Source organism: Pseudoalteromonas sp. BZB3 (assembly GCF_040104455.1).
GTDB lineage: Bacteria > Pseudomonadota > Gammaproteobacteria > Enterobacterales > Alteromonadaceae > Pseudoalteromonas.
This window is the reverse complement of the sequence record NZ_JBECOS010000001.1, coordinates 440,911-453,394: the sequence shown is the minus strand read 5'-3', so window position 1 is coordinate 453,394 and position 12,484 is coordinate 440,911. Positions and strand designations below refer to the sequence as shown.

Here is a 12,484-nt window from a genome sequence, read left to right as displayed (position 1 = left end):
TCAAACTTCGCCACAGTATCGCACATTTTTGTGAAAATTATCGCTTCTTTATAAAAGCATCTACACTGAATAAGTGGTAAAAATGTGGCTAATAAATTTTGAAAAGTCTATACGTATCCTCTTTCTTTTTGGTTTTCAGTCTCAATACGCAAGCGCTTACGGACATGCGTGTTAACTCTGAGTGCAATATAGTGGTGCGTTTTGAAAATTTTGCTCGTTACAGTAACCAAGCCGACGCTTTGAGCTGGCACGGCCTAGACGTTGATTTTGCCAAAGCGCTTTTAGAAGAAGCAAACTGTAGCTATAGATTTGTAAGTTTACCTTGGGGCCGTTCAATCAAAATGCTTGAAACAGGTGAGATAGGCATGATGCTCAGTATGTCACCAACCAAGCAGCGTGAGCGGTTTGCTTATTTTATTGGCCCTCAACGCAACGAAACCATTGTGCTTGTGACTCATAAGTCTCGGCCTTATACACTTAAGAGTTATCAGGATTTATTGACATTACCAGCTCCAATCGCAATTCATCGAGATGCGGTTTATGGTCCTAAAGTTGACGCACTGTTAAAAAATACGCCGAATATAGAAGAGCGCTTTACAGTGATCACAAATAACAAACTGCGTATTAGCATGTTAAAGCATGGTCGAATCTCAGGCTTTTTTGCTGAGAAATATAATATGCTCTACCAATCTGAAAATAATCCAGATTATATGCAAGTAGAAATAAACCCTTTCGTCATTAATCGAGAGCCTGTTTACATTGCTCTTAGCAAGCAGAGTGTCTCTCCGAAAACGAAAGCGCGTTTGGAGCGGGCTTTAGAGCGACTAAAGCAAACAGGCAAAATTAGAGCAATTTTAAAAAAATACAAATTAGATTAAGTTTTTTGTAACGGCTATTTTTTTGTTAAACTGTCGCGCGCATTTGCGAGTCAGTTATAACGAGAATTATGTCTAACCAATCATTAAACGCCTTAGAAAAACGTGCTGCTTTTTCGCTAGCCAGTGTATTCGCATTCAGAATGCTCGGTTTATTTATGCTGATGCCTGTGCTCGCTATTTATGGTCAGTCACTTGAGCATGTCTCGCCAATGTGGATCGGTTTAGCAATCGGCGCATATGGTTTAACACAAGCTTTATTGCAGATCCCGATGGGCTGGTTATCCGATAAAGTGGGTAGAAAACCGGTCATCATTGGTGGCTTAGTCGTGTTTGCTATCGGTTCAGTGATTGCCGCAGTCGCAGATTCAATTTACTGGGTCACAGTTGGTCGAGCTTTACAAGGTATGGGCGCCATTGCCAGTGCTTTGTTGGCTTTAGCTGCAGATTTAAGTCGAGATGAGCAACGCCCTAAAGTGATGGCCGTGATAGGTATGTGTATCGGTCTAAGTTTTGCGGTTGCTATGCTACTTGGGCCAATGGTGGCGGCATCATTTGGTATTTCTGGGGTATTCTGGTTAACGGCAGGGCTGGCAATATTAGGTATTGTGATAGTGTCTTTTGTAGTTCCGAATGCTTTAAATCGCGCCCCAAAAGGCGATACAGTCGCCTCTGTTGCTGATATTAAACGACTTGCAAAGCATCCGCAGTTAGTTCGCTTAGATCTTGGTGTGATGTTACTTCACCTCACACTCACAACCTTATTTGTAGTCTTGCCGGGTCAGTTAATTATTGGCGGCTTAGCGGCTGAAAGTCATTGGCAGCTCTATATTCCCGTTTTATTGGCGGCATTTATTTTAATGGCGCCTTTGATGATCATTGCTATTAAAAAACAAAAAGAAAAACAGGTCTTTTTACTTTCTATTTTCGTGCTAATTTTTAGTGCCTTAGGCCTTATTTTGTTGCCAACATCAATCATGAGCATTGCCTTGTGTATGTTGTTTTACTTTATTGCCTTTAACTTCCTTGAAGCGACCATGCCGGCATTGGTATCGCGTATAGCCCCTGCTAATCAGAAGGGCTCTGCCATGGGAGTGTTCTCATCGGGACAGTTCTTCGGGGCATTTTTAGGTGGTATTTTAGGGGGTTATCTAGCGCAAATCGGTGAAGCGAATACAGTGTTTGCGGCTGCAGCAGGAGTTGGGGTAATATGGCTATTTATTGCATGGCAAATGCAGATCCCTCCTAAGAGTAAAGTGATCAGTTTAATGGCTGATTTATCCGACCCACATAGAGCCGAGCAGTTAGCTGAGCAATTGGTGGCGCTACCGGGAGTGATCGAAGCAACAATGGTGAACGATGAGAATCGTAGTTACCTAAAAGTAAATGATAAAGAATTTGATATAAACCAAGCAAAGCAAATACTTGGCTTGAATTAGTGTGAGGAGAGTGCGTCATGGCACGCGGTGTAAACAAAGTAATTTTGGTTGGTAACTTAGGCCAAGACCCAGAAGTTCGTTACATGCCAAATGGTAACGGTGTAGCAAACATCAGCATTGCTACAACAGATAGCTGGAAAGATAAAAACACAGGGCAAATGCAAGAGCGTACTGAGTGGCACCGTGTAGTGTTGTTCGGTAAATTAGCTGAAGTTGCAGGTGAATACTTACGTAAGGGCTCACAAGTTTATATCGAAGGTCGCTTACAGACTCGTAAATGGACAGATCAAAGCGGACAAGAAAAGTATTCAACAGAAATCGTTGTAGACATGGGCGGTCAGATGCAAATGCTTGGCGGTCGTGGCGAACAACAAGGTGGTGGTCAGTATCAAGGTCAGCAGTCTGGTGGTTTTAATAACCAACAGTCTCAATATAACCAAGCTCCACAGCAACAGCAGGCTCCACAACAGCAAGGTGGTTTCGCACCGCAGCAGCCAGCGCAACAACAAGGCGGCTTTGCACCTCAGCAGCAATCGGGGCAACAGCAAGGCGGCTTTGCACCTCAGCAGCAGTCGGGTCAACAGCAAGGTGGATTTGCACCAAAACCACAATCAGCACCACAAGGCGGTGCATCAAACCCGATGGAACCACCAATCGACTTTGATGACGATATTCCGTTCTAACGAGTAACTCGTTTATAAAACGAAATAGATTTAATAAAACCCTGCTTTTGCAGGGTTTTATTTTTTCTCTTATTGAAAATTATTTGCCAGTAACCTAATACTAGGCTTTCCGTGCGCTAAACTTGAGTTTTTAAGACTTGTGAACAACACTTAGTCAATGTTGATTGAGGTGTTGTATGGTGATGAAGCCGCTATTTAAACGCGTAACAGACACATTATCTAAGTGGTACTTAGCGATTGCCTCGATATTGCTTGTATGCTTTCTTAATGCACTGCTCATTCATTTATTTCACCTACAGATCCATCAAAGAGGTATGCAGTTTGTTCAGCAAGTTAGTTTACTGTCTGAAGCAGAGCGAACAGATGACAAACTCGATATATTGGCGCGACAATTTAACTTGCAGTTTGTCTCATTCGGCACAAAACCAAGTTCAAATATAAAAAACCTAGACACCTTTGAGTTTGCGGGCTCTACTATTTACGTACAACACACAAAAGTATTGCGGGAGTATGCAAGCACTTTATTGATGTTTAATTTGTTATTTATAGGTCTAATTGTGTTTGGTTATCGCTGGTGGCTGATATATAGAGTGAGACCAAAACCATTTCTTCGCCAACCACAGAAGTCTTTGCCTATCGAAAGAGAAAATGTGCTGCCTTCAATCCAGCAACCAAGAAGTACAGACGAGAACTTGTTTAGTATTTTTGCGTTGATCAAATGGAGCTATCACCTAGAAGAAGGTATCGACGCACAGCAGCATTTCGCGATTCAATTCCACAAGCACTTTTCTAAATATGCCAAATGTTCAGTTAAATACTTAAACTCAGGTGCTTTGGCGGTCACTATCGAGCAAGTTGCTTGGGGGGATGTCTCAGCAGTCAGTAAAAAAATGCACGAAATGGTGTATCAGATCCTGTTTGCCATTCGCGGCGACCTCTCACGTAAAGTGGTTAAATTAGGTGCTTGTTACTATCAGTCAAAATGTGATCAAACTCAGGTTTATCAGCTTGCACGCTCTGCACTGAGTGTTGCTACTAATAACGTGTGGCAGCATATTCACCTTACGCCACTCAATAAAACGCACGAAATATCTATGCAAAACTCAGAATCAGACTTCATTAAATATATTGAGAATGGCCAGTTCATTCTCTTTTTCCAACCCTTATTCTGTTTTGCGACTCAAGAAATTACTCAGAGTGAAGCATTATTAAGAGTGAGGCATGAGAAGCTAGGTTTAATTGCGGCCAAGCAATTTGTTCCTCAGTTACATAGCAAAGAAAGCTTGTGGACATTAGACACTTTTATTGTTGAGCATACTTTTAAGGTATTGAGTAAAGATAAAAGCCATTTGTTGGCGAGTGTGAACATTCATACTATTAATTGGTGCGCTCCTAAGTTTGCTAATTGGCTGTTGGAAAAGTTAGCACAAAGTCAGTTGGCAAAACGGGTGTTATTTGAAATGACCTTAGACGATTTTTGTCAGCAACGTGTATTACTTGAAGACATAGTGTTTAGACTTGAAACAGTTGGTACGGGGTTAGTACTTGACCAAGTATCAGAGTCCTTTAATGTGAAGGACTTAAAGCAAGTGAAATGTATTAAAGCCTTAAAACTGTCTTTTGATCTTGTTCATAACATAGATGAATCACATGCCCAGCAAAAAGTTGTACGTCATATCGTTAGGCAGGGTAAACAGCTTGGCTTACCTGTTTATGCTGTGGGGGTTGAAACACAAACCGAACTACAGTGCTTACAGCGCTTAGGTGTAAAAGGGGCTCAAGGATATTATTTTTCAGAGCCTCTTCAGCAATTAGAGCTAGCGGGTTATTAAGCCGCGATATCTCAAACCGTCAAGACCTTGTAAACCGCCAGTATGTATGGTCATGATACTACTGCCCTGTGGGAAGAAATCTTGGCTTATGAGTTGCCATACAGCAAAGAGCATTTTACCTGTATATATAGGTTCTAAAGGCAGTTGATATGTTTGTTTCATAAGTTGACAAAATGTCCAAACATCATCTGTGAATTTACCATATCCACCGTAATGATGATCTGTTAATAACTGCCAAGGTGCGCCACTGTGGTTATCTGTCAGTAGTAGCGCGATTTCTTTATTAAGATAGTCAGCTTGCTTTAAAACAGCGATGCCCATAACTTGGGTATTGTGTGCGCACCCTTTGGCAAGCCCCGCGACAGTACCTCCACTACCTGTTGCACAAATCACATAGTCTGATTGAGGTAAACTTTTCGCTAATTCAGCCACACCGCTCAGTGCCGCTTTATTAGTACCACCCTCGGGTATGATGAAGCTGTTAGGAAATTCAGTTTGTAGGATTTTCAGATAAGCAGGGTCATGGCGCAATCGATACGTTTTGCGGTTTACCGCATATAAGTTCATACCACAGGCACGCGCCATCTTAATGGTTGGGTTATTTTCATCAATGTCTGGCCCTCGAATAATTGCGTGGCCAGTTAAGTTGAAAGTTTTACATGCCATTGCACTGGCGTATAAATGATTTGAAAACGCTCCCCCAAAAGTGACGAATGAGCCACATCCTTTGTTTTTCATGTTGATCAAGTTGTATTTGAGCTTGCGCCATTTATTACCTGAAATGACCGGATGCAGTAAGTCATCTCGTTTAATTGCGAGCTTGATCTTTTTTTGTTCAAGTAGCGGATGTTGAATTTCTTGAACAGGAGATTCAGGCAATACAAACTGATTATTATCCATACTAATGATGATTGAGTGTAAAACCTCAGTCTAACAGCTGAGATCTTGAGATGAAAATATTTCTAGAAAGGTAGCAAGCGGGTGGATAATAGTTGTAAACTCACATATTAGTGTGTTCAAAGCTTGTGTTTTACTGTTTAAGTACATAGCATAAAGCATTAATTATAAAAAATAACAAAGACCAAATAATCGCCGCTTTTGGGAATGGAAAATATGCGAATCGCTCCTTTATCTTTCTTGATATCTGCTACTTTACTGGCAGCCAATGTATTTGCACAAGATACCGCGACCGTCACAGCAATCGAAGCTGAATTGTCAGTCAAGCAAAACGAATTAGAAAACTATACTCAGATTTTAGATAAGCATCTCAGTGAAGAAACACGTTTAGTGTCACAACTAGACTTACTAAGAAACCGTTCTACCGAGCTAGATAAAGAAAAAAACCAAGCGCTCGATGCAATGAACGAGTTATATCGTAGGCTTATCGATGATCCTTCTTTAAACATCTCAGCCGCTCAAACGCGATATCAAGAAGCGGTTGCTTTACACAAACTGAATAAAGAAGATATCACCATGCAATTGGCGGCGATTGCATCACATCGACAAGATATCAAACAGATTCGCATTACCAAACATACCTTAGTTAACACTCTTGAAAGCTTAAAAGACCAATTAAGCACAGCACGAGTCGAGCGCTTAAGAAACGAATTTAGCCGTGAAGGCACGCTAGAAATCGAACACACCATTAACTGTAAGCGTACAGAAACGCTAGCGGCATGTGAGCAACGTGGTCAGCAGATGGGTCTGCAAAAGTCGACGCAACGTTTTATTGACCAGCTATTTGCAAACTTGACTGAGCAGCGTCTAGTTGAGCCAAAACGCAACTTAGCTGGTGCACAAGTGAAGGTAGTGAGCAGTCATGTCACCGCAAGCTCTTTCAGTGGTCAAGGTAATTACAGCGTAAACTTGAGTGTAACGATGCGAGGCGATGTAAATGCTAGTCGCTTATGTGGCTTACTGAGCGTCGATAACCGCTTCTGTTCAGAATATGGCACGCCATTATCTGGCAGTATTGGGTATCAAAATAGTTACCCAACAACGTTCTCTGACACCCAGTTTAATTACGCAGAAGATAACACTGTAACGCAACCACGTGCGGTTATGCCAGTGGTAGAGCGAGCGCCAACACCTGTTGCATCAGCACCAGTTCAGAAACAAACAGATAAGCTGGTTGAGCTAACATTGCGCTCTAACGTATACGACGATGAAGTATTCATTAATGGTGTGAGTTACGGCTCAACAAAACTGAATATACAAATCCCAGTTGGCATGCATGAAATTGAAGTGCGTAAGTTGGGGTATGAACCTTATAAAACACGTGTGAATATTCGCCGTGCACAAACGATCCATGCGCAGCTTGTAAAAAAGCCTAGAGCGGCAAAGGTAGCTCAACCTTTGTCGTCGAACCCAAAAGTCGAGACTAAAAAGGTAGAGCAACCTGCAGTAAGTCTAGTTTCAGAGTCGCCAGTTACATCTCAGGCAGTGAGTTTGTTAAATCAGTCAGTGAACAACCAAATCAGTATTATTCCTGCGGGCTCATTTAAAATGGGTGATTTAACAGGCAACGGTTTGGCTAATGAAAGACCCGTTGTTGAAAAGGTGTTGAGCAACTCATACGCGATGCAAAGCAAAGAAGTGACGGTTTCTGAATTTCGACGCTTTGTACAAAGCACTGGGTTTACAACCGATGCTGAAAAAGCAAAAGGGTGCGCTTACTACCGAAACGGCGAACCAGTATGGGAGCTAGATTATAACTGGCAAAACCCAGGTTATGAGCAAAGTGAGAACTTTCCGGTTGTTTGTGTGTCTTATGAAGACGCAAAAGCCTATGCAAACTGGTTATCTGGGGAAGAAGGCAAACAATATCGTTTACCTAATGAGGTTGAGTGGGAGTACGCAGCGCGTGCAGGCACAACGTCAGAATATCCTTGGGGTAATGAGATTGGCAAAAACCTAGCAAACTGTGGTTGGTGTGGCAGTGAATGGTCAAATAAGAGTGCAGCCCCTGTTGGTGAGTTTGCACCTAATAACTATGGCCTATATGACACGGTAGGTAACGTGTGGGAGTGGACACAAAAACGTGCCTCTCAGAATGATGTAACTGTACGCGGTGGCGCTTGGAACTTTGCACCAAGTCTTGCGCGTGTATCGACACGTTTGGCGTTAGCACCCGATTTCAGAGCAAATTATATTGGCTTTCGTTTAGTACGAGAGCGCTAAAAATTATTAGTGGCAGCCTATTTGGCTGCCACTGTGTTTAAAAGAATTCTTTAAGGTTATTCAACCTCATGTTTAAAAAATTACGCGGATTATTCTCTAACGACCTATCAATCGATTTAGGTACGGCAAACACCCTTATTTATGTTAAAGAAGAAGGTATTGTACTAAACGAACCTTCAGTAGTGGCCATTCGTCAAGAGCGAGCTGGTGGGCCTAAAAGTGTGGCGTCAGTGGGTACTGCGGCAAAGCAAATGCTCGGTCGTACACCTGGCAACATCAAAGCAATTCGCCCAATGAAAGATGGGGTGATTGCTGATTTCTATGTGACTGAGAAAATGCTACAGCACTTCATCAAACAAGTGCATAATAATAATTTTATGCGCCCAAGCCCACGCGTACTTATTTGTGTACCTTGTGGTGCAACGCAAGTTGAAAAACGTGCTATTCGTGAATCAGCAATGGGTGCTGGAGCTCGTGAGGTATACCTAATTGAAGAGCCAATGGCAGCAGCGATTGGTGCAGGCTTACCTGTATCTGAAGCTACCGGTTCTATGGTTGTTGATATCGGTGGTGGTACAACCGAAGTTGCGATTATCTCTTTAAACGGTGTGGTTTATTCGTCATCTGTGCGTATCGGTGGTGATAAGTTTGACGAAGCGATTATCAACTATGTGCGTCGTAACTTTGGTAGCTTAATCGGTGAAGCAACAGCAGAGACTATCAAGCATGAAATTGGTTCGGCATTTAAGAGCGAAGAGCCAATTGAAATTGAAGTTCGCGGTCGTAACCTAGCGGAAGGTGTACCACGTTCATTTACTCTAAACTCACACGAAATTTTAGAAGCACTACAAGAGCCGCTAATGGGTATTGTGAGTGCGGTAATGGTTGCACTAGAGCAATCTCCACCAGAACTTGCTTCTGATATCTCAGCCCACGGTATGGTGTTAACTGGTGGCGGTGCGCTACTAAAAGACTTAGATAGACTGCTAATGGAAGAAACGGGCATTCCAGTTGTGGTTGCTGACGACCCGCTAACATGTGTTGCTAGAGGTGGTGGTAAAGCGCTTGAAATGATAGATATGCATGGTGGTGATGTATTTAGTTACGACTAATGAACTTATTATTTGGCCGTACGATATCACTACAATTTAGGCTGACCGTCGCGGTCATTTTAAGTATTTTACTGATACTTGGTGATCGCTATACGAGCGGCGGTACTGTATTGCGTACCAGCTTGCATACACTGGTAAGCCCACTGTTGTACTTTGCTAATGTGCCTTATGAGGTGCTGAGCCTAGGTGCGCGCAGTTTACAAACGCGAGATCAACTGCTTGACGAAAATCAAGCGCTCAGAGAAAAGCAGTTACTTCAGAGTGAGCAGCTGCAACAACTCCAATTCCTACAAAAAGAAAATCAAGAGTTAAGAGCGTTATTAAATGCCTCTTCGCGTGAGAAAAGCTCGCGTCTTATTGGTCAAGTACTCTCTGTGCATTCAAATCGATATAGTCACCAAGTGGTGATAAACCGAGGTACTATCGATGGTTTGCAAGTAGGGCAAGCGGTGATTGATGAGCTTGGTATTGTAGGTCAAGTGACGCATACCGGCACCACAACTTCTCGCGTCTTACTCGTGACAGACACCACACATGCAACGCCAGTCCGTATTTTAAGAAATGATGTGCGCACGGTCGTTGAGGGTATGGGTAAATTAAATCAGTTAACCCTGTCACATGTACCTCATAGTTTGGATGTCAGAATAGGGGATGTACTGGTGACTTCAGGGCTAGGTGGTACTTTTCCTGAGGGTTACCCAGTTGCAGTTGTAACCTCCATTGATCGTGATGAAAGTGTGCCTTTTGCGAAAGTGTATGCTGAGCCAATTGCACAATTAGACCGAGTCCGCTTATTGGTGGTATTGGGCAAACAAAGCTTGGAAAATCGTAATGATTAAGCGTCATTATTTATTGATTTGTTTTTCACTTTTTTTAGCATTAGTCATGGCACTGATGCCTTTACCCTTGTCTACAGATATCTTTCGACCTGACTGGGTATTGCTAGTTCTTATGTATTGGTCGTTGGCTTTACCCCACCGAGTTAACATTGGTTGGGCGTGGGTGACAGGGCTTATTATTGATTTAGCAACTGGCTCGCCGCTGGGGGTTAACTCATTGTGTTACTCAATATGTATTTATATTACCGTGAGTAATTTTCAAAAAATTCGTAACTTTTCGATTTGGCAGCAAGCAGTATTAGTTGGTTTGTTCTTAGCCTTATATCATTTGCTACAATTTTGGTTGAATCACTTCTTACTCGATATTTATTTTAATCCTGAGTATTTATGGCCCGCCCTGACGGGAATGTTCTGTTGGCCGTGGATCTTTTTACTACTGCGTAAATATCGAAGACAATTTAGGATCAGATAATGACCACGCTTTACCTCGCTTCAGCTTCAGCAAGACGTAAACAACTGCTTGCGCAATTGGGCTATGAGTTTACCCAATTTTCAGTCGACGCAGATGAATCGCAGCTCACTGGAGAAACGCCATTACAATTAGTTGAACGTTTGGCGCGCCTTAAGGCTCAAACAGGTGTGACTATGGGGTATGATGATAAACCCGTGTTAGGCAGTGATACTGTGGTTGTGGTGGGTAATTTAGCACTGGGTAAACCTGTTGATGAAGAAGATTTCACCGCTATGATGCAGCGTTTATCGGGGCGAACTCATCAAGTCCTAACCGCTATTGCTGTTGCCGATAAACACAAGGTATTGAGTCAAGTTGTGGCGACAGATGTAACGTTCAAAGCGCTAACAGGTGAAGAAATTAGCGCGTATTGGCAATCGGGCGAGCCGCAAGACAAAGCCGGCGGTTATGGGATCCAAGGTCTTGGAGGTCGTTTTGTTACCCAGATGTCGGGTAGCTATTTTGCCGTAGTCGGCTTACCTTTATATGAGACAGATGAATTAATAAAAGCATTTATAGCGGGGGCGCATGAGTAGTGAATTATTAATTAATGTGACACCTAGTGAGAGTCGTGTTGCGTTAATCGAAAATGGCGTGCTGCAAGAAATACAAGTTGAGCGAGTGGGCAACCTAGGTATTGTAGGTAATATTTACTTGGGTAAAGTAAGCCGTGTGTTACCGGGTATGCAGGCCGCCTTTGTAGATATAGGCTTAGAAAAAGCCGCATTTCTACACGCTTCTGATATCGTTAACAGTGCCTCTGTTGAGGAAGGCGTAGACGAACAGCCCGTCAAAAAAGTACAAGATATTCGTGAATTGGTTAAGCAAGGCCAATACATCATGGTACAAGTGGTAAAAGACCCACTGGGCACCAAAGGGGCACGTTTAACCACAGACATTACCATTCCTTCGCGTTATTTGGTGTTTATGCCAGATGCCACGCATGTTGGCGTAAGTCAGCGTATTGAAACTGAAGAAGAACGCGGTCGGCTTAAAAAGATTGTGGCTCAATACAATGATGAAAATGGTGGTTTCATCGTTCGTACTGCTGCCGAAGGCGCGACTGAGGCTGAACTGCAACACGATGCTGAGTTTTTGAAAAAACTATGGCAGAAAATCATTGGCCGTCGTCGAAAAACCAGTAAAGCAGCAATTTTGCATGAAGATCTGACTCTGGCATTTAGAACATTACGTGATTATGTTGGTGAAGACATGGAACGTATCCGTGTTGATTCAAAGCTGACCTATCAAGAGCTTAAAACCTTCACCGAAGAGTTCGTACCACTGTTGTCTAATGCCTTAGAGTACTATCCAGGTGAAAGGCCGATTTTCGATTTATTTGATGTTGAGAGTGAAATTCAAAAAGCGCTTCACCGAAAAGTGGAATTAAAATCAGGCGGTTATCTAATCATAGATCAAACCGAAGCGATGACGACGGTTGACGTAAACACAGGAGCGTTTGTTGGTCATCGTAATTTAGAAGAAACCATTTTCAATACTAATGTTGAGGCTACATCTGCAATTGCGCGTCAACTAAGACTGCGTAACCTTGGTGGTATTATTATTATCGACTTCATCGATATGGTCTCAGATGAGCACAAGCGTCGAGTATTACATTCTTTAGAAACAGCACTAGCTAAAGACAGAGCAAAAGCCAATATTAATGGTTTATCAGCTTTGGGCTTAGTAGAGATGACGCGCAAGCGAACGCGCGAGAGTTTAGAGCACATCTTATGTGATGTATGCCCATCATGTTCAGGCCGCGGCTCATTGAAAACCGTTGAGACAGTCTGCTATGAGATCCTTCGTGAAATTGTGCGAGTAAACCGCGCTTATGATGCTGATAAGTTCATGGTTTATGCATCGGCAGCGGTGAGTGAAGCGTTAATTAATGACGAGTATCACAACCTTGCAGAGCTTGAGCTGTTTATTGGTAAACAAGTTAGTATTCAAACCGAGAACTTGTATAGCCAAGAGCAGTTTGACGTTGTCATGATGTAAGGCGATTAAACA

11 protein-coding genes are annotated in these 12,484 nt (G+C 42.6%); 10 read left to right on the top strand and 1 reads right to left on the bottom strand.

Annotation, left to right across the window (positions count from 1 at the left end; genetic code table 11):
• Positions 1-164: 164 nt before the first annotated feature.
• The 4 genes from ABMY35_RS02005 to ABMY35_RS01990 all read left to right on the top strand — a co-directional run bounded on the left by ABMY35_RS02005 (position 165) and on the right by ABMY35_RS01990 (position 4,829).
• A complete protein-coding gene (locus tag ABMY35_RS02005; RefSeq protein WP_349284800.1) occupies positions 165-878 on the top strand; it encodes a transporter substrate-binding domain-containing protein in 714 nt (237 codons plus the stop codon).
• Positions 879-946: 68 nt separating this feature from the next.
• Positions 947-2,314: an MFS transporter gene (locus ABMY35_RS02000; RefSeq protein WP_349284799.1), complete on the top strand. Its 1,368-nt coding sequence runs from the start codon at positions 947-949 to the stop codon at positions 2,312-2,314.
• 17 nt (positions 2,315-2,331) lie between these two features.
• The gene (gene ssb / locus ABMY35_RS01995) at positions 2,332-2,997 is read left to right on the top strand and encodes a single-stranded DNA-binding protein (RefSeq protein WP_349284798.1); all 666 of its coding nucleotides are present in this window, start codon (positions 2,332-2,334) and stop codon (positions 2,995-2,997) included.
• A gap of 176 nt (positions 2,998-3,173) precedes the next feature.
• Complete coding sequence (locus ABMY35_RS01990) at positions 3,174-4,829, top strand: EAL domain-containing protein (RefSeq protein WP_349284797.1); 1,656 nt, start codon at positions 3,174-3,176, stop codon at positions 4,827-4,829.
• Here the strand turns inward: ABMY35_RS01990 and ABMY35_RS01985 are convergent.
• Positions 4,815-5,729, bottom strand: coding sequence for a pyridoxal-phosphate dependent enzyme (locus tag ABMY35_RS01985; protein WP_349284796.1), 915 nt, complete (start codon positions 5,727-5,729; stop codon positions 4,815-4,817). The genes ABMY35_RS01990 and ABMY35_RS01985 overlap by 15 nt on opposite strands.
• A gap of 213 nt (positions 5,730-5,942) precedes the next feature.
• On the opposite strand from ABMY35_RS01985, the gene ABMY35_RS01980 reads away from it, so the two are divergent.
• From ABMY35_RS01980 to rng, 6 genes are all read left to right on the top strand, one after another.
• On the top strand, positions 5,943-8,009 hold the full coding sequence (locus ABMY35_RS01980) for a formylglycine-generating enzyme family protein (RefSeq protein ID WP_349284795.1): 2,067 nt from the start codon (positions 5,943-5,945) through the stop codon (positions 8,007-8,009).
• Between the two features lie 68 nt (positions 8,010-8,077).
• Positions 8,078-9,121 (top strand): rod shape-determining protein, encoded by a 1,044-nt coding sequence (locus tag ABMY35_RS01975; RefSeq protein ID WP_058028534.1) that lies wholly within the window; start codon positions 8,078-8,080, stop codon positions 9,119-9,121.
• Entirely contained in the window at positions 9,121-9,960 is an 840-nt protein-coding gene (gene mreC, locus ABMY35_RS01970) for a rod shape-determining protein MreC (protein WP_138481648.1), read from the top strand. Before ABMY35_RS01975 ends, mreC begins: the two co-directional genes overlap by 1 nt.
• Positions 9,953-10,432 (top strand): rod shape-determining protein MreD, encoded by a 480-nt coding sequence (gene mreD / locus ABMY35_RS01965; RefSeq protein WP_138481646.1) that lies wholly within the window; start codon positions 9,953-9,955, stop codon positions 10,430-10,432. Before mreC ends, mreD begins: the two co-directional genes overlap by 8 nt.
• Positions 10,429-11,007 (top strand): Maf family protein, encoded by a 579-nt coding sequence (locus tag ABMY35_RS01960; RefSeq protein ID WP_349284823.1) that lies wholly within the window; start codon positions 10,429-10,431, stop codon positions 11,005-11,007. The genes mreD and ABMY35_RS01960 overlap by 4 nt, the downstream gene beginning before the upstream one ends.
• Entirely contained in the window at positions 11,000-12,472 is a 1,473-nt protein-coding gene (rng, locus tag ABMY35_RS01955) for a ribonuclease G (protein WP_349284794.1), read from the top strand. The genes ABMY35_RS01960 and rng overlap by 8 nt, the downstream gene beginning before the upstream one ends.
• Positions 12,473-12,484 lie beyond the last annotated feature (12 nt).